This is a genomic window from Shewanella xiamenensis (assembly GCF_024971755.1).
GTDB classification, from domain to species: domain Bacteria; phylum Pseudomonadota; class Gammaproteobacteria; order Enterobacterales; family Shewanellaceae; genus Shewanella; species Shewanella xiamenensis.
The window spans coordinates 4,680,960-4,699,443 of sequence record NZ_CP079718.1 but is presented as its reverse complement, the minus strand read 5'-3'; the positions used below and the strand labels follow the sequence as shown (position 1 = coordinate 4,699,443).

The following is an 18,484-nucleotide window of genomic DNA, read 5'->3' as shown; positions in this document are numbered from 1 at the left end:
AGCATTGAGAGTGGCTGATTTTCAATCAGTTAGACCAACTACTCAAAATTGTTCAATCACTTTGAAATTTATCCAAACTTGCCACTCGCCAATTTCTCCATCAAAAACTCAATCAAAACCGTCACTTTGGTTGGGAGGTATTTTCGCTGTGGGTACACGGCGTAAATGCCATGTTCGGGTAGCGGATAGTCTGTAAGTAACGCCTGTAAATATCCGGTTTGCAGATCCGGCTCAACAATAAAACGTGGTAGGTTGGCGATACCGAGGCCATCGAGGCAGGCTTGGTGGATAGCATCACTATTATTCACCTGATAGTTTCCTTTGGGTTGAACACGTTGCACGCCATCGGGACTGTGGAAACTCCATTCCACACCATCTTGAAAGTAACTGTAAAACAAGCAGTTGTGCTGAGTTAACGCGCTAGGAGTCATGGGTAAACCGTGCTGCGCTAGATACGCGGGGGACGCGCAAATCACGCTCAAACAAGGGGCAATTTTACGGGCGATAAGGCTGGAGTCGGGTAGTTCGCCGATACGAATGGCTAAATCAAAGCCGCCTGCGATTAAATCTGTGGTCTTGTCATCCATCTGCATTTGTAGTTGGATATCGGGGTAACGCCTTAAAAATTCAGCTATTAATGGCGCAATATATCTGCGTCCAAACACCATAGGTACTGAAATCCGCAAATTCCCTTTAGGGGTTTGCTGCAATTCAGAGATGGCATCCAATCCTTCTTGGGTGAGCTGTACCGCCGGGCGAATGTACTCGAAATAGCGCGCGCCAGCGTCGGTTAGGCTTAAGCTGCGGGTGGTGCGTTGTAATAGTTGAATCCCTAAGTGTTGCTCCAACTGTGTGATTCGTTTGCTGATGGCTGATTTGCTCAGTCCAAGCTTTTGTCCCGCCGCAGAAAAACTACCGCATTCGACCACAGTGACAAAAATGGGTAGAGCAGAAAAATGTTCCATGTGCGTCCTATTCTGTTGAGGCGAGGTTGGTTACTGCATTTCGATTCGATGTAATCAGTCTTCAATTAAGCGGGCCAAGAGATAAACCAGATAGGGCGCGTTTACTGTTGAGTTATGTTCAATAATAGGTTGCATTATCACGGTATTATCCGTTATGGATAAAGATAGTAGACTATTTTGCAACAAAAACGGTGTTCCCATAAATAGAATCTTGCGCCTGTTTTGCGCGTTCGATGTCATGTTGGATGAGGCCGACTGCATGATCCCGAGTTGAGTTTGGCGATGCGTTAATTTGCTATGGTGCTAGCGGCTTCCCTATACTGCCAGTGGTGGCAATTTTTAAAATTTTTAGAGCTTCAGTGATTAGTTACATTTTATCTTTTGTTAGGAGTGTTATTTTGTCCTCAAATCAAACCTATTCCTCAGCCACGCCCTATGCTTGGGTGCTTTTCGACGCCGATGAAACGCTATTTTATTTTGATGCCTTTGAAGGACTAAAGTTGATGTTTGCTGGCTTTGGTGTTGAGTTTACTCAGGCCGACTTTGAGGAATACCAAAGGGTTAATAAACCGCTTTGGGTTGCTTATCAGGATGGCAAGATCAGCGCCGCCGAGCTGCAAACTATTCGTTTTGAGCCTTGGGCAGCAAAGCTTAATGTATCGCCACAAATCTTAAACAGTGCATTTTTAGCCGCCATGGCTGAGATTTGTGCGCCATTGCCTGGTGCGCGCGAATTGCTCTCGGCATTGCAAGGTAAGGCTAAACTGGGGATTATCACTAATGGCTTTACTGAGTTGCAGACGGTGCGCTTACAGCGAACAGGCTTGCAGCATCATTTTGATATTTTAGTGATTTCAGAAAAAGTCGGCATCGCCAAACCCGATGTGGGTATTTTTGAGCATGCGCTTGAGTTAATGGGGCGGCCAGCGCGTGAGCAAGTATTAATGGTCGGTGATAACCTGCATTCCGATATCCAAGGTGGTATCAATGCCGGTATTCATACTTGTTGGTACAACGTCCATGGCCATGCTGCGCCAGCGGGGATCACCCCACATTATCAAGTGAACTCCCATCAAGAGCTACAACAGATACTGGGGCTTTAAGAAAACATTTGGGGTACATATTGCCGTACACATAATGCGAAAAGGGGTTAACCTTTGCAGGTTAACCCCTTTTCTAACAATCACTTAATCTAAAAGATTAGTTCATGCCATACTTCTTTAATTTCTTACGCAGAGTACCGCGGTTGATACCTAGCATGTTTGCTGCGCGGGTTTGGTTGCCGCGAGTGTGTTGCATGATGATGTCAAGCAGAGGTGCTTCAACTTCACTTAGCACCATTTCATACACTTCTTGTGCTTCCTGACCGTCCAACTGTGCGAAGAAGTTAGTTACGGCACGCTTAACTGCGTCACGTAATAACTGGGGCTTGATAGTGCCGTTTGCGGTTTCGATTTTGCCAACGGTAAGCTGGTGAACTTCTGTGTTAGTTGTCTGATCAAACATTCTATTCTGCTCTTTATTAATTCTTTACTAATTCATCAAAATAATATTCCACGCGGGAATACTGTTCTGCAGCGGTTTCCAGCTGATTAAAGTCAGCCCGAAACTGGCGCTGATCCTCCTGGTCTAGGTACCATCCGATATGTTTTCTGGCGAAGCGGATACCCTTATATTCACCATATAAATCATAAAGTTTGGTGAGGTGTTCCAGCATCACTTGACGCTGTTCTACCACCTCAATGGGCGCTAGCTTATTACCCGTCTCCAAGTAGTGCTGGATTTCTCTGAAAATCCAAGGTCGTCCTTGAGCACCCCGTCCTATCATCAGAGCATCGACACCGGTGTAATCCAGCACAAAGCGGGCTTTCTCCGGACTGTCGATATCCCCGTTTGCGACAACAGGAATCGAGACATTCTGTTTAATTGCTTTAATGGTGTCGTACTCGGCGTCGCCTTTGTACATGCATTGTCTCGTGCGGCCATGAACGGCCAGCGAGGCGATGCCACAATCCTCGGCAATCTGGGCGATTTGAACACCGTTCCTGTGTTCAGGCTCCCAGCCTGTGCGAATTTTTAACGTAACGGGCACATCTACTGCAGCTACCACGGCTTGTAAAATGTCTTTTACGAGGGGCGGATTTTGCATTAAGGCTGAGCCAGCCAGCTTTTTATTCACTTTTTTTGCAGGGCATCCCATGTTGATATCAATGATATGGGCGCCTTGTTCAACGTTGAACTGGGCGGCCTGCGCCATTAACTCTGGATCTGCACCTGCAATTTGCACTGAGCGAATACCTTCCTCACCAGAATGTGTCATACGCTGGCGGCTTTTATCCGTATCCCAAACCTCAGGATTGGATGAAAGCATCTCCGACACCGCTAAGGCTGCACCATAACGAAGACAGAGATTACGGAAAGCTTGATCGGTGACACCTGCCATTGGTGCCACGATCAGCTGATTCTTCAGTTGATAGGGTCCAATCTGCATTTACTGTTTCACCTTAGCTCTTCAAAGGGGCGCTATAGTAGCCCTTTTTATTGGCCGTGAAAAGGTCAATAAATGACCTAGGAGCAATTTTTTTTCTTGACTTTTTAGCCTTGAGAAGTCATCGACAAAATAAGCCTAAGCCAGTGGTGGCGCATGTTGCGCCACCCTTTAGCGTTATTTGCGCGTACCTGTCAAGCGGCTCCAATCTTCTTTGTGAGCCGCTTCGTCCATGTCGAACCATTGGCTATAAAAGTCAGAGATTTCTTGCGCTTGCTCTTTTAGGAGTCCAGAGAGAGCTAATTTACCGCCTGTTTTGACTCGGTCGGCGATAAGGGGGGCAAGTTCGCGCAGTGGGCCTGCGAGAATATTGGCAACTAATACATCGGCCTTAAGATCGGCGGGTTGATCTTCAGGCAGGTAAAGCTCGAGTTGGTCGGCGACATCGTTACGCTCGGCATTGGCTTTTGAGGCGTCAATGGCTTGATAGTCGATGTCGATACCGGTGACTTTTTTCGCGCCCAGTTTTAGGGCGGCAACGGCAAGAATGCCTGAGCCACAGCCAAAGTCGATCACTTCTTCGTTGCTTAGATCTAAGCTGTCTAACCACTCTAAACACAGTGCTGTCGTGGGGTGAGTGCCTGTGCCGAAGGCCAGACCCGGATCTAAGATCACGTTGACTGCGCTTGGATCGGGTACTTCACGCCAGCTTGGGCAAATCCACAGGCGTTTACCGAATTGGATTGGGTGGTAGTTATCCATCCATTCGCGGACCCAATCTTTGTCTTCAATCTGCTCGATTTTATGGCTGAAGTGTTCACCTAAAAACGGCAGGGTTTTCAGCATCTCAATGCTTGGGGTTAGATCGGTATCGGCTTCGAATAGCGCGACAACCACGGTATCACGCCACAGCGGGGTTTCACCCAGTTTAGGTTCAAAAATCGGGGTGTCTTTACCATCTTCAAAGGTAATGGAGACTGCGCCTTCTTCCATGAGTAAGTCGCTGATGGTTTCTGCATCATCACTGTTAGTGTTAATGCGGAGTTGGATCCAAGGCATGGGTTAAATCCTGTGGCTAGGGTTAAAAAATATCACGCTATTGTATACCCAAACCGCGCTAAATTGCAGAATTCGGTGGCAATTTCGCATTGTTCAATTAGATAAATGAGTTGCTGTGCAGCAGGGGATTGGCGAGTGATAAATGGATTTTATTCTACGCCGACAAAGAGTTAGTCAGTCATCCTTTTTGTGCGAAAATGCGAACCGGTCGTTTCGATTTTTAGTATAAACATATGAAATATAATGGTTAATTGGTTTTACCTTTGTTTGGTTTTTTACTTGATTTTTGTGATCGCCTTCTAAGAGTTGACGCTGCTCCCGTGAGTTACCTCACGCTTTAAATCTGTGACGCTCAGCCGGGTATTTTGTTACTGCTATGGTGTAGTTTGCAAAGAGGTGTCAACAAACCATCAAAGGTAAAAGCAAGATGATAAGCGTAACGCGCGTTCACACTAGGGTGAAAACACTGGGGATAGGTCACCCTTGGTCGGCTAAGGCTGATCGATTACAGAGCGCGACAGGCATTATGTTGGGATGCTTCCTGTTGTTGCATATGCACTTCGAGTCGAGCATTTTGCTGGGCAAAGAGGCATTTTACCAAGTAGTACAACTGCTTGAGGGCGGTATGTTTAGTAGTACAGGCCATGGCTTTCCGATGGTTACTAAAGTCTTCTCGGTTTTTATGCTGTTAGTGGTGATATTGCATGCCGCAGTTGCGCTTAGGCGGTTTCCGGCACAACTGGGTCAGTGGCGGGCATTGCGCTCGCATTTAGGTGGCATTAATCACCGTGATACCCATGCATGGTTTTGGCAGCTCATTACTGGCTTTATTCTGTTTTTCCTGGTGCCTGTACATCTGTTTACCATGATCTTAAATCCTGAGATTGGCCCACATTTATCCGCCGAGCGTGTTTATCACGATAATGCTTGGCTGCTTTATGCCTTATTGCTGCCCGCAGTGGTGATCCACGCCATGATTGGTTTGTACCGTGTGGCAGTTAAGTGGGGCATTACCACTCAACGCTCCGGCTTACGTAAACTCGCTAAGGTATTGATTATCTATTTGTTGTGCCTAGGTAGCGCTAGCTTAGTTACTTATATGTTGATCGGCAGCGAGTTGACTGTTCCTGTGCAGCCCTATGTGCCCCAGTAATTTGAATGCCAACCCTGCTGCGCGCATTGCACTGAGATAATTCGCAGCAGGATTTTGTGTCGCTGCCACTCGTTTTTATTGGTTCTATCGCTAATAGTTAAGCATTCGATTAATTATTCGCCTCCTAGTTGATCTAACTCAGGTTTGTTGTTGGATTTGTGAGCGATATTAATTTTTAAAGATCACTTAATGAGCTTGGCTCAATAGAGCCTGTGGCGCGAGGCGAAAGCAATGGCAATCAAACTAAGTATAAAAAAATGGAGTGCGTGGCTGGATTTAAGCCAGAGTGTGTCGGGTGTCATTTTGGCGGTGTTTTTATGGAGTCACTTAGTGTTGGTGTCGTCCATTTTGTTGGGTGGCGATGCTATGAACTGGGTGGCGCGCACTATGGAGCTAAGTTTTCTCTCTAGTGATGGTCATGGCTATCCCTGGGTGGTGACTTGTATTGCCATCGGTATCGGCGCTTTAGCGTTAGTGCATGTGCTAGTGGCATTGCAGAAGCTACCGATGAGTTTGCGTCAGCAAAGGGCGCTGCAACAGCAGATGCAAGTGATTAATCATAGCGATACTCGCCTCTGGCGTTGGCAAGCCATTACGGGTGTGGTGATCCTTTTATTGCTGCCGGTGCATCTGTGGCTTATCGGCTCGGCGCCTGAAACCATAGGTCCGCAGGGCAGCGCTGAGCGGATTTGGAACCAAGGTGTATGGATGGTGTATTTGCCGCTATTGCTGACGGTTGAGTTACATGCGGCCATCGGGATTTACCGCGTAGCACTGAAGTGGGGCGCGGCGCGTGATCTTAATAGTCGCAGCCGTTTACGTAAGATTAAAACTATTGTGAGTATCGCGTTTGTCACTGTAGGGATTGCCTCTTTATTGGCATTTTTACCCCATGCGAGTTGAGCGAAATATAACAAAAGAGTGTTGTCCTAAAACAATAACAGCAGTACCCGTTAAGGAGCAGGCGTGAAACTGATTTATACCGATTCATTAGTGGTTGGTGCCGGATTGGCAGGGCTAAGGGTAGCCATTGCCTCTAAAGAGCGTGGGCTGGATACCTTAGTGCTATCGCTTATTCCTGCCAAACGTTCTCACTCCGCCGCAGCGCAGGGGGGAATGCAGGCAAGCCTTGGCAACGCAGTTAAAGGCATGGGTGATGATGAAGATGTGCACTTTCAAGACACTGTGAAAGGTTCGGACTGGGGCTGCGATCAAGAGGTCGCGAGAATGTTTGCCCACTGTGCGCCAAAGGCAGTACGTGAGTTAGCCAACTGGGGGGTGCCTTGGTCACGTGTTAGTGCTGGTCCACGGGAAGTCATTGTTAACGCACAAAAAGTTACTCTACAGGAAGCCGAAGAAGCCCATGGGTTAATTAATGCCCGCGACTTTGGTGGCACCAAAAAATGGCGCACCTGCTATACCGCCGACGGTACTGGCCACTCTTTACTTTATGCCATGGATAACAAAGCCATTTCGATGGATATTCCGGTCCATGAGCGCGTCGAAGCGCTGGCGATTATCCACGATGGAGAGCGTTGTCACGGGGTGATTGCCCGCTGTTTAATCACGGGCGAGTTGCGTGCCTATGTCGCGAAATCGACCACGATTGCCACTGGTGGCTATGGCCGTATTTACGAAGTCTCAACCAATGCGATTATCTGTGAGGGTATAGGTCAGGCGCTGGCACTCGAAACTGGGGTCGCGACCCTTGGCAATATGGAAGCGGTGCAGTTCCATCCCACAGCAATTGTGCCCGTGGGGATTTTAACCACAGAGGGTTGCCGTGGTGATGGTGGTTTATTGCGGGATAAAGACGGTTATCGTTTTATGCCGGACTATGAGCCAGAGAAAAAAGAACTGGCATCGCGGGATGTAGTGTCTCGCCGTATGACTGAACACATGCGTAAAGGTAAGGGCGTCGATAGTCCCTATGGTCCACATTTATGGCTCGATATCACCCTGCTTGGGCGCAAACATATCGAAACCAACCTGCGTGAAGTGCAAGAAATTTGTGAGAACTTCCTTGGTATCGATCCCGCAAAGGATTGGATACCCGTGCGTCCGACTCAGCATTACTCCATGGGTGGCATTCGCACCAAAGCAACTGGTGAAAGTCCGCAGCTTAAGGGCTTATTCAGTGTGGGCGAAGCCGCCTGTTGGGATATGCATGGCTTTAACCGCTTGGGCGGTAACTCGCTCGCTGAAACCGTGGTGGGCGGTATGATTATTGGTAAATATGTCGCTGATTTTTGTGAGAATAATAGCCTTGAAATCAATACCCAGCTTGCCGAAAAATTTATGCGGCAAGTACAGACTGAGATCGACACCTTAGTCGATGGCGATGGTCAAGAAAACCCCTTCGAACTTAAGCACGCAATGCAGCGAATTATGATGGATTACGTGGGGATTTTCCGTAATGGCCCTGAACTCGATAAAGCAGTGACAGAGCTAAAAGCCCTGCTTGAACGTTCACGCAAACTCGGTATTAAGTGTAAAAAACGCCACGCCAACCCAGAGCTGGTAGAAGCTCTAAGGGTGAAGCGCATGCTCAAGGTAGCGCTGACCGTTGCTTGCGGCGCTGCCGCTCGCACCGAAAGCCGCGGTGCCCATGCCCGTGAGGATTATCCGCAGCGTAATGACCGCGATTGGCTTAATCGCACCCTCGCCAGTTGGCCTGATGCCAATGCGTTGGAACCCGTATTGAGCTACGAGCCGCTAGACGTGATGAAGATGGAACTGCCACCGGGATACCGGGGTTATGGTATCGACAATGCGATTGCTCACCCCGATACCGCAAAACGTGAGCAACAAATTGCTGAAATTTTGGCAGGGCTTGGGGAGGATGCCGATCGCTATCAACGCCAAGCGGCGCTGATGCCTTTCGAGCTGCCGCCCAGCCTGCAAGCTAAAAATGAACGTTTAAGTGATACCTTACAAAAACCCTCTGCCAATGCGTTAGGAGAAAAATCATAATGACCCAAGGTCGCCAGTTAACCTTTAATATTTTTCGTTATGATCCACAGGAGCCAAACGATAAGCCGAAAATGGTGCGTTACCAGCTCACCGAAACGCCGGGGATGACAGTATTTATTGCCCTCAATAAGCTGAGAGAAGAGCAAGATACGTCGTTGCAGTTTGACTTTGTCTGTCGGGCAGGGATTTGTGGCAGTTGTGCCATGGTGATCAATGGTTTTCCGACATTAGCTTGCCGCACCTTAACCGCCAAATATCCCAAGGGTGAGATTACCCTGATGCCGTTACCTGGCTTTGAATTGATCGGTGATTTATCGGTTAACACAGGTAAATTTATGCGTGAACTCGCTGAGCGGTTAAAGCTATGGTTACATCCTAAGGCGAATGATATCAGCATCCATCGCCTCGAAGATCCTATGGCTCCTGAAGAAGCTGCTCGCCTGTATGAGTTGGAGCGCTGCGTCGAGTGTGGCGTTTGCGTATCAGCCTGCGCGACCAAGCAAATGCGCGAGACCTTTGTCGGTGCAGTTGGCATGATGAAAATTGCCCGCTTTGAACTCGATAGCCGTGATGCCCGCACTGCGGAGGATTTTTACCATGTGATCGGTAATCAAGATGGGGTGTTTGGGTGTATGACCTTGCTTGGCTGCCAAGACAACTGTCCGAAGGATTTGCCCCATATGCAACAGATTGCTTATCTACGCCGAAAAATGGCGATGACGTTGGTTTAGCTTTATTTACGCAGTTGATTTAAAAATAGAAAGCGCCAAATTTGGCGCTTTCTTGTTGGTGATGCTAGCAAGCATAACACTTATGGATCTCGACTTTCTCTACTAACAGCTCGGAGGTGGCGACAAAGGTATTAAAGTGTGGGCTTGCCATATGCGCATCCAGTGCTGCTTGGGATTGCCACACTTCATACATCCAAAACTGATTAGCATTATCTAAAGAATAATGCAGCGTATACTCCAAACAACCTGCCTCGGTGTGGGTGTCACTTACCAGTTGTTTGAGGACTTTAAAGAGTGAATCACTCTGGCCTGAATGCGCTTGGATTTGCGCAAAAACCGTGATTTTCATTGGCTAAATCCCTCAAGCACAATTTTACCAATCGCTTTGCCCGACTCAATTTGTGCATGGGCCTTTAGCAAGTTTTGCGCATTAATCGTGCCGTAATGCTCACCAAAGGTGCTTTTTACTTTGCCGGTATCGATAAGCTCTGCAATGCGATTGAGTAGATGGTGCTGGGCAATCATATCCTCGGTTTGATACAGGCTGCGGGTAAACATGAGCTCCCAATGCAGCGACAGGCTTTTACGCTTAAGCTTCATCACATCTAACGGGGCTACCGGATCATCAATCAGTGCCAGTTTTCCTTGTGGTTTGAGCACTTTTACAATTTCGTCAAAGTGCTTATCGGTTTGGGTCAGGCTAATCACATGGGTGACATCGGCAATATCGAGCTTAGCCAGCTCTTCCGAGAGGGATTTATTGTGATTAATCACTGCATCGGCACCTAAGGTTTGCACCCAAGTTGCTGATTCTGGCCGTGATGCGGTACCGATAACCTCTGCTCCAGTCAATTTGACCGCCAGTTGAGTGATAATCGAACCCACACCGCCAGCGGCACCGATAATCAGAATGCGTGCATCCGTGGCTGAGCTGTCCTGCGGTAGACCTAAACGGTCAAACAGCAATTCCCAAGCCGTGATACTCGTTAAGGGGAGCGCCGCAGCCTGGGCATAAGTTAAGGTTTGCGGTTTATGGCCCACAATGCGCTCATCAACTAACTGATATTCGGCATAGCTACCGCTGCGGCTGATATCGCCGGCGTACCAGACCTCATCACCTACTTTAAACAGACTCACCTTGTCACCCACGGCTTTAACAACTCCAACTGCATCCCAACCGAGGATTTTATACTCCCCAGCAGGCGCTGAGCTTGATGCGCGGATCTTGGTATCAACGGGGTTAACCGATATGGCCTTAACCTCGACTAACAAATCAAAACCCGTTGGAGTTGGTTTGGCTAATGTTATATTTTCTAATGCATTATGCGCATTGACTGCGCCTGCTGTTTGGTAACCTACGGCTCTCATAATCATTCCTCACTGGCGACTCATGTCTGTCACTTGTCATTGAGCACCATTGTGTGAAATATTAACCTTTAGATAAACGGGGTAAAGTTTGTAATTTTTTCAAAGGAAATTTGATAATCATGTTGCTTAATGATCTCGCCTTATTTGTTCGCGTTGCCGATTGCGGCAGCATTTCGGCCGCAGCGGCCGAAATGGACCTCTCTGCTGCTTCAGCGAGCGCAGCGATTAAACGTCTTGAAAAACAGCTTGATACGAGTTTGTTTGTGCGCACGACTCGCAGCCTTAGATTAACCGCTCAAGGGGAGCGTTACCTGATCCATTGCCGCCGCGCCTTAAGTGATCTCGCCCTTGGAGAGCAGGCGATTGCCAGCGATAAAGGTAAGGTCTCTGGCACCTTAAGCCTGTCGGTTTCATCTGACTTTGGGCGAAACTTATTTGTCCCTTGGCTCGATGACTTTCTCTTGGATTTTCCACAGCTGCAAGTGCGTCTGCATTTAGGCGACAATATCAGCAGTTTTTACCACGATAAAATTGATGTGGCGGTGCGTTATGGTAAGCCGCAGGATTCTAATCAAGTTGCCTTTCCGATTTGCAGTGCCGACAGAGTGTTATGTGCATCGCCGGACTATCTTGCTAAATTTGGTCAACCCGAAACCTTAGAGCAGCTAACACAACATAATTGCTTGTTTTATAAGTTAGATGAGAGAACTCACGATCAATGGCAATTTGAGCGTGATGGCCAGGAATGTAAAGTTCGCGTCACGGGGAATCGTAGTGCGAATGATGCTGAAATTGCGCGCCGCTGGGCGGTAGCAGGAAAGGGGTTAGTGTTTAAGTCGAGCTTAGATTTGGCAGAGGATATTATGGCTGGGCGTTTAGTGCCCTTGTTACCAGAATATCGCGGCGAGTCGGTCAATTTATACTTAGTGTGCCCAGGACGCGAACATGTCACACCCGTGGTGTTACTGCTTCGCGAAATGTTACGTCGCCGTTGTAAAGAATTGCAAACTCAACTGTCTGCTCATCATATTATCCCAAACTACCGTTAAGCTATTTGCATTATGGTGGCATATGTAAATAATCGCACTGCATGTTGTTATTTATTGTTTTTAATCTGTTTTTAAATTGTTTTTTATGGCGGTTTTTTCTGTTATGAATTGTGTTGTTTATGTTTAATGTCGCTAATTTTTTCTGATCTAACTCATATTTATTTTAATTGCATATGAGTTGTCGCTGGCTTGAGTTGAAAAGCATTTTTTTTCGTGCGTATGATGCGATAAATGTATCGTTTTGTATCTTTAACTGTGGGTCACAGTGGAGATTATTTATAGTATGACGTATTGACTGAAAATGTTAACTAAATTAGCCACAAAAAATTACTCAAAAATACCGAAACATCTTCATCCAATAGTCGGTGGATTACTGGTGATCGGAATATTATGGTTGAGCTTATCGCTAAGTGTTTCTGCTAAAAATGAAATTTATTCTTTTGAAAAGAATGATTTTTTAATGGCTTCGACACTTGTGGCGCAGAGTGAGTTTGTGGGCCATAAATCGACAATCGTACAGAATGAATATAGCGTTACACTTTGGAATTGGTTTTGTGAAACTAATTTTGAAAGCATATTTATTGGACTGTCTTTTTTTGTTTTATTTGGTGTTATTTATTTCATTTCAGCTATTTTTCTGCGTAGTTACATTCTTAATTTGGAACATTATTATTCCATTTTACTTAATTGGATAAAGTCTATTCAAGCAAGTACATCCTAGCGCTATACAGAGCGCATGCTCACTATCAATATTTTCATAAAAATATAAATCAAGGTTTTATTATGCAACCAACGAATAATCAATATTATTCGTCGATTTCTCGTCGACGAAATAAATGGTCTGTGCTTTTCTGCTTGCAGGTGATGCTGGCGAGTTTTTCATTTGTCGGCCAAGTATTGGCTGTCAATGAATTTGAGTTAGCCACGGATGCACAAGCTGCAAAATGGTCTGGCTACGTTAATGTTGGGTTTACCCGAAACATTTATGACTCGGATAGTTATTACGCCTATCAAGCCTATAACATCGATAGCCGGATCGATTACAAGGCAAATTGGGGCAATGTGCTGTTTACCCTTGGGGGCGAAAAGCAAACATTGCATGGCAAAGAGTCCAGTTTTTATGACCCTTTGCTGGAATACCGCACACCACTGTATGCCTTAAGCGATACCGTCTCATTCAAAGGCAGTTTAGGTGTGTATTTGCCCGCAGAGCGCGAATCAAAATTGGATAGGTTGCAATATGCACCGCGTATTGCTGCGTACTTATTTTGGAGCCCGCTAGATAACCTAAGTTTTTATTTTTCACCGCGCTATCGCTACAACGCTTACCAATACAAAACCGCTGGTGAGCGCGTGTTAGTTGAACAACAACTCGATGGATTACTCGATGCTTATTGGCAAATTACGGCTAATTGGTATTTGGATGTGAGTGGTCGTTATCGAGTCTCCAAAAACTATTACGGTCGTCGACTCGATGATCAATTTACCTTTGCCCAAGAACTCGGTTGGTCGTTTAAGCCTGACTGGGTGTTGGCTGTTGGTCATAACAATAGTGGTCGTTTCTATAACCCAGAAGTGGGGACATCTCAGGGATTTGAGATTTATGACAAAAAGAGTTCAACCTTTTATTTGTCAGTTACTAAATATCTATAAAAACAGTAGTTAAGAGGAATCTATGAAGAAGTCCATGGTATGTCTGGCGATAACCAGCGCACTGACCCTTGTGGGGTGTGGTGCCGGTGATGAGCCTTATAAAGAACTCCCCAAAGATGAGAAGCAAGTCACCACTGCCGACATCGATAAAGCAACTGAGCGGCAATATCTCTACATTCGCAGCGTGGGTAAAGCTCCGCGTTATGCCGCCGAGGTGCGAGGTTTTACCCAAGGTGATCCTAAGTTGGTAACCTTGCATAAAACGGAGAATGGTATCCAAGTACGTCAAATTGACCGAGATAATATCGGATTAGGCCATGACAGCCGTTATTCTAATGAATATAACCAAGCGCCAGTGTTAACCATTCCTGGCGAATATATCGACTTTAAATGTACCGAAGATAAATGGCGTGAGTGTATTAACGTAGAGCAAGTTAACACCGATGCTAATTTAACATGGCAGGATAAGCGCTACTTTGTCCCCGATTTTGCCAAAGCTAAAATTGCCGAGTTGGGCATTAATGACATATTTACCTTTGGTGAATGTGTGACTGAAACAGAGGCCCCACGACTAGTAAATACTCAAGGCCAAAAAGGCTATGAGATGGATTTGGCCAAGGGCGTGGTTAACTTTGAAATTGAGCATACCTATCAAGCTTCACCAAGTTGCTTTAACCAATTTTACGGTGGCAATCTCGACAATCTATCCTTTACGACCACTGAGTTTATTTCGATTGTGGCAGTGGATCAGTTAGCCAGTAAAGACTATCAAGCGATTCCCTATGCCGAAAATGAAAAGGGCGCATTTGGTTTCTTTACCTCTTCCCATACTTACCGTGATGCGACTGATTCAGAGGGCGTTGACGGGTATGTGCGTACCTACATGAATCGCTTCAATCCGGCCAAATCGGAACTGACTTATTACTTGAGTAATAATTTCTACGATGCGAAAAATAAACCCTTTTTGGATGCTGCTATCGAGTCCGTGACGGCAATTAATATTCAAAACAAGTTGTATAAAACGGGTTTCCCACAGATAAAACTTGAGCAAGCCCACGATAAACGCCATGGCGACCTGCGCTATAGCAACATCACTTTATTTGATGAACCGCTGGATAATGGTTTGGCGGGTTATGGCCCATCCGCGGCAAACCCGCTTACAGGCGAAATTGTGAGTGCGCGAGTCAATCAATACAGCTCGAATCTAAAACAAGGCGCAGTACGTTACTATCGCCAAGTGCGTTTAGATTATAACAGAGGCAAATTGGACGCGAATTCAGTCACATCGTTAACGGGCGAGCCTTATGTGTCGAATTTGAACAAGCCAGATGTCAGCGTTGATACTGTGCCAGTTGAGACGGCTGCATTTGAACAACCGACTCAGCAGCTTATTGCAGCACCCAAATCAATGTTATTAACGCCTAAGGATAATAGTCTCGATGCTTTGGCGGATTTTGATGAAAAAACACAAGCGTTTTGGTCTGAAAATTCAATGATGCATGTGGATACCGTGTTTGCTACAGGTGGTAGTAATCGTGAATTACCTCGCGGTATCAAAGGTCATGAAATTGATTGGAAAAAAGCCGAAATGTGGGTTGATGGCAAAGTGGGCGGTAAATTAGCGGCATTTGAAGATTTGCCGATAAGTTTACAAGACTCATTAACTACAGCCCTTGCTGCACAAGCATTTGCCGGCACCTTGACCCATGAATTAGGGCATACCTTTGGCTTAAGACATAACTTTGCTGGGAGTCGCGACCACGACAATACCTTTAACCAAGCACAATTGACGGAGTTAAAAGCCGCCTTTAGCGATGCAGGTTACCCAGATATTACTGTTAATGCCGAGTTTTCGAGCCAAATGGACTACAACGTGAATCGGTTTGCAACCACGTTTGAACCCTATGACTTAGCGGCGTTACGTTTTGGCTATGCCCGCGAAGTGGAAACAAAGGCTAACGAATTTGTATCGCTCAAAGCGGAAGATGCTAAGCGTCGCGACGAACTTGCCAAAGGCATTGTTAACGGGGATACCCGATTTGGCGCGCTTTACAATATTGAGCAAAACAATAGCCTACGTCAGTATTCTTATTGCACAGATGAACATGTGTCCCTTAACAGCAACTGTAATCGTGGTGATGCGGGTAAAAACTTAGATGATATTAACCAGTTCTATATCGATAAGTATTTTGATAGCTACGAGACCATGAACCTACGCCATAATCGTCAATCTTTGTTTGAGGATCATAGTCTAAGTTACACCATCAATCGTAAAGTTCAGTTTGATGAGATACGTCAATTCATTGAAGATGTGAGCTTTTTAGAGCAATTATTTGGTCTATCAGAAAACTTTTTTGCTGGTGAGTGCGACCGACTGGCTGCGGCAGGTAGCGAGGCTTGGTATTGTGCGAATCAGCGGGCGATGAATCAGTCGGCCGACTTCTTCCTTAAGCTAGTGGGAGAAAACGACGCCACATTGGACGTCACATACAAGCAAGCTGATGGCAGCGTAGCGTTAAGACAGCAGTACAATTTTGCTAAGGTACTTGAGCAATATCGTTTTAAAAGCGGCGATATGAAGGCGCAATTTGAGCCGGGTGAGGTGATCAGTCAGTTCTCTGATTCCCCAGAAGCCTTGAAAGAGTTGATCATTAAATCGCAAATAAATCCTCAATTTCAGGATTTATTAACGGCTGATGTTAGCTTTTCGGGCCGCTTACTCAATGGTATTAAAACGCCTGCATCCTCACCTAACCATCCGTATGTGAATGAGCGCGACGTGTTAGGTGTATGGCCTGATAAATTGTTAGCCGTGCGAGCCTTAGTATCACGTACAACGCCCCGCAGCACATCGAGTCGTGGTTACAAAGCATTGGTTGATTTACCGAATGTGGGTCCAGTGTTCCAAGACATGTTGTGTAAGATGACCATGGGTGAAGGCCCTGGGCTGACTCGTGGTAATGCACCGCTCTTTACCGAAAGCTGTGGCGTGAGTGGTAAGCTCGATAGCTATCTGCCTTATTACACTGATTTTGCCCAACAAAGTATTGAGCCATTACCTAATTACGATCGTTCAGTTTCACGTTACTTCCAATTTGATACTGTTAACGGCCAACCAAAAGGTAAGAGCAATTTATTGCAGATGATATTACGCCAAGTGGTGCTTGCATCGGTTGACAGTGATTATCAAGGCGAGCAAAAAGCCAGAGTATGGCGTGAATACGTCGGTATTCATCTAGCCGGCCCTGCATTAGCCACACAAGCGGAAGTGACAGTAAATGGCCGTGTGTATGCTGCGACCGCAGAAAACACTTTAGCATTGGCGCTGATCAACCGAATTAAAGAAATGGAAACCTTTAAGGCGCAGGTCGGCGAGGCCACGCTTGCCATCAAGTTAAACAACGGTACAGTAGGTGAGATAATTGATGGGCAACTAAGCCGAGATCAGTTAGTACTCAGTTATTTACCTGTGCTTGATTAAGTCACTTGAATCGAGTGAGCCGCACCCGCGGCTTTGCAATCCATCACCATGTGTAAAACGTAAAAAAGGCCGCTCAGTGAGCGGCCTTATTATTCATACAATCTTATATGGCTTAAGACTTTGCGCGTTTCATCGCGGTGAAGAATTCTTCGTTAGTCTTAGTCATCGCCAGCTTATCAATGAGGAATTCCATTGCACTGACTTCATCCATTGGATTGAGGATCTTACGCAGGATCCACATTTTTTGCAGTTCGTCTGGATTTGTCAGCTTCTCTTCACGACGAGTACCACTGCGGTTAAAGTCAATCGCAGGGAAGACGCGTTTTTCAGCGGCTTTGCGTGACAGATGCAGCTCTTGGTTACCAGTACCTTTAAACTCTTCGTAAATCACTTCGTCCATCTTAGAACCTGTATCGACTAACGCAGTCGCGATAATGGTTAAGCTGCCGCCGTGTTCGATGTTACGTGCTGCACCGAAGAAGCGTTTTGGACGATGCAGGGCGTTGGCGTCCACACCACCGGTTAACACTTTGCCTGATGAAGGGATTACAGTGTTGTAAGCACGCGCCAAACGGGTGATAGAGTCGAGCAGAATCACCACGTCTTTTTTGTGTTCGACTAAACGTTTAGCCTTTTCAATAACCATTTCAGCCACTTGTACGTGACGGCTTGCTGGTTCGTCGAAGGTAGATGCAATAACCTCACCTTTAACGAGGCGTTGCATCTCGGTTACTTCTTCTGGGCGTTCATCGATCAGCAGAACCATCAATACCACTTCAGGGTTGTTGTAGGTAATGGATTGCGCAATGTTTTGCAGTAATAGCGTTTTACCCGCTTTTGGTGGCGCAACGATCAGACCACGTTGACCTTTACCGATAGGTGAGCATAAATCCAGAATACGGGCAGTGATGTCTTCAGTTGAGCCATTACCACGCTCCATACGCATACGTTCTTCTGCGTGGAGTGGGGTTAAGTTTTCAAAGAGGATTTTATTGCGAGAGTTTTCAGGTTTATCAAAGTTAACTTCGTTAACTTTTAACAGGGCAAAATAACGTTCACCTTCTTTTGGTGGGCGAATCTTACCAAAAATGGTGTCACCCGTTCGCATGTTGAAACGGCGAATTTGGCTTGGTGACACGTAAATATCATCAGGGCCAGCTAAGTAAGATCCATCTGCACTTCGTAAGAAACCGAATCCGTCTTGGAGTATCTCTAATACACCGCCACCGAAAATGTCTTCGCCACTTTTGGCGTGGGCTTTAAGGATGGAGAAAATAATGTCCTGCTTGCGAGCACGGGCCATATTTTCGAGTTTCATGTTTTCGGCTAGCGAAACTAGGTCGGATATCGGCGTGTCTTTTAATTCAGTTAAGTTCATGTTGGGGATCTTGTGTTACGCGACAAAGCTTACCGCGATCAATCAGTAAAGTTTGTGATTCAGGATAGTGATTGACGAGCGAGAAGTGGTTTAGTTAGAAAGAATCTGGTTATTAAAGTAGCACTAACAAAGCGGGGCGTCCAGAAATTTAGGGGCATTCCGGCACAATTTAATTTCAGCTTGTGC

General features: G+C 46.2%; 16 protein-coding genes. 9 read left to right on the top strand and 7 right to left on the bottom strand.

What is annotated here, in order from left to right; translation table 11 throughout:
* Positions 1-68 precede the first annotated feature (68 nt).
* A complete protein-coding gene (locus KXJ80_RS21700) occupies positions 69-965 on the bottom strand; it encodes a LysR family transcriptional regulator (protein ID WP_218737580.1) in 897 nt (298 codons plus the stop codon).
* Positions 966-1,363: 398 nt separating this feature from the next.
* Between KXJ80_RS21700 and yjjG the strand changes: the two genes are divergently transcribed.
* Positions 1,364-2,068 carry a pyrimidine 5'-nucleotidase gene (gene yjjG / locus KXJ80_RS21695; protein WP_218737579.1) on the top strand — a complete coding sequence of 235 codons (705 nt, stop codon included), beginning with the start codon at positions 1,364-1,366 and terminating at the stop codon, positions 2,066-2,068.
* A 97-nt stretch (positions 2,069-2,165) separates the two neighbouring features.
* Here yjjG and fis read toward each other — a convergent pair whose 3' ends face one another.
* The 3 genes from fis to prmA all read right to left on the bottom strand — a co-directional run bounded on the left by fis (position 2,166) and on the right by prmA (position 4,512).
* Entirely contained in the window at positions 2,166-2,471 is a 306-nt protein-coding gene (gene fis / locus KXJ80_RS21690) for a DNA-binding transcriptional regulator Fis (protein ID WP_006083371.1), read from the bottom strand.
* A 16-nt stretch (positions 2,472-2,487) separates the two neighbouring features.
* A complete protein-coding gene (gene dusB, locus KXJ80_RS21685; RefSeq protein WP_037426392.1) occupies positions 2,488-3,456 on the bottom strand; it encodes a tRNA dihydrouridine synthase DusB in 969 nt (322 codons plus the stop codon).
* Positions 3,457-3,630: 174 nt separating this feature from the next.
* The gene (gene prmA / locus KXJ80_RS21680; protein ID WP_037413663.1) at positions 3,631-4,512 is read right to left on the bottom strand and encodes a 50S ribosomal protein L11 methyltransferase; all 882 of its coding nucleotides are present in this window, start codon (positions 4,510-4,512) and stop codon (positions 3,631-3,633) included.
* A 427-nt stretch (positions 4,513-4,939) separates the two neighbouring features.
* Here prmA and KXJ80_RS21675 point away from each other — a divergent pair, with 427 nt between their 5' ends.
* From KXJ80_RS21675 to KXJ80_RS21660, 4 genes are all read left to right on the top strand, one after another.
* Positions 4,940-5,665, top strand: coding sequence for a fumarate reductase cytochrome b subunit (locus tag KXJ80_RS21675; RefSeq protein ID WP_218737578.1), 726 nt, complete (start codon positions 4,940-4,942; stop codon positions 5,663-5,665).
* A 231-nt stretch (positions 5,666-5,896) separates the two neighbouring features.
* Positions 5,897-6,568: a fumarate reductase cytochrome b subunit gene (locus KXJ80_RS21670; protein ID WP_037413654.1), complete on the top strand. Its 672-nt coding sequence runs from the start codon at positions 5,897-5,899 to the stop codon at positions 6,566-6,568.
* A gap of 63 nt (positions 6,569-6,631) precedes the next feature.
* Positions 6,632-8,638, top strand: a complete 2,007-nt coding sequence (locus tag KXJ80_RS21665; protein WP_218737577.1) for a fumarate reductase flavoprotein subunit — start codon at positions 6,632-6,634, stop codon at positions 8,636-8,638.
* Positions 8,638-9,369, top strand: a complete 732-nt coding sequence (locus tag KXJ80_RS21660) for a fumarate reductase iron-sulfur subunit (protein WP_037413651.1) — start codon at positions 8,638-8,640, stop codon at positions 9,367-9,369. Before KXJ80_RS21665 ends, KXJ80_RS21660 begins: the two co-directional genes overlap by 1 nt.
* 64 nt (positions 9,370-9,433) lie before the next feature.
* On the opposite strand, the gene KXJ80_RS21655 is transcribed toward KXJ80_RS21660, so the two are convergent.
* A complete protein-coding gene (locus KXJ80_RS21655; RefSeq protein WP_218737576.1) occupies positions 9,434-9,718 on the bottom strand; it encodes a putative quinol monooxygenase in 285 nt (94 codons plus the stop codon).
* Positions 9,715-10,737, bottom strand: coding sequence for a zinc-binding alcohol dehydrogenase family protein (locus KXJ80_RS21650; protein ID WP_218737575.1), 1,023 nt, complete (start codon positions 10,735-10,737; stop codon positions 9,715-9,717). Before KXJ80_RS21650 ends, KXJ80_RS21655 begins: the two co-directional genes overlap by 4 nt.
* Positions 10,738-10,856: 119 nt before the next feature.
* Between KXJ80_RS21650 and KXJ80_RS21645 the strand changes: the two genes are divergently transcribed.
* The 4 genes from KXJ80_RS21645 (at position 10,857) to KXJ80_RS21630 (ending at position 16,920) form a co-directional block, all read left to right on the top strand.
* Positions 10,857-11,786: a LysR family transcriptional regulator gene (locus tag KXJ80_RS21645; RefSeq protein WP_218737574.1), complete on the top strand. Its 930-nt coding sequence runs from the start codon at positions 10,857-10,859 to the stop codon at positions 11,784-11,786.
* Between the two features lie 301 nt (positions 11,787-12,087).
* Positions 12,088-12,507, top strand: a complete 420-nt coding sequence (locus KXJ80_RS21640) for a hypothetical protein (protein WP_218737573.1) — start codon at positions 12,088-12,090, stop codon at positions 12,505-12,507.
* 62 nt (positions 12,508-12,569) lie between these two features.
* Positions 12,570-13,439 carry a hypothetical protein gene (locus KXJ80_RS21635; RefSeq protein ID WP_047534358.1) on the top strand — a complete coding sequence of 290 codons (870 nt, stop codon included), beginning with the start codon at positions 12,570-12,572 and terminating at the stop codon, positions 13,437-13,439.
* 22 nt (positions 13,440-13,461) lie between these two features.
* A complete protein-coding gene (locus KXJ80_RS21630; RefSeq protein WP_218737572.1) occupies positions 13,462-16,920 on the top strand; it encodes a zinc-dependent metalloprotease in 3,459 nt (1,152 codons plus the stop codon).
* A 112-nt stretch (positions 16,921-17,032) separates the two neighbouring features.
* On the opposite strand, the gene rho is transcribed toward KXJ80_RS21630, so the two are convergent.
* Complete coding sequence (rho, locus tag KXJ80_RS21625; protein WP_037413641.1) at positions 17,033-18,298, bottom strand: transcription termination factor Rho; 1,266 nt, start codon at positions 18,296-18,298, stop codon at positions 17,033-17,035.
* Between the last annotated feature and the right edge of the window lie 186 nt (positions 18,299-18,484).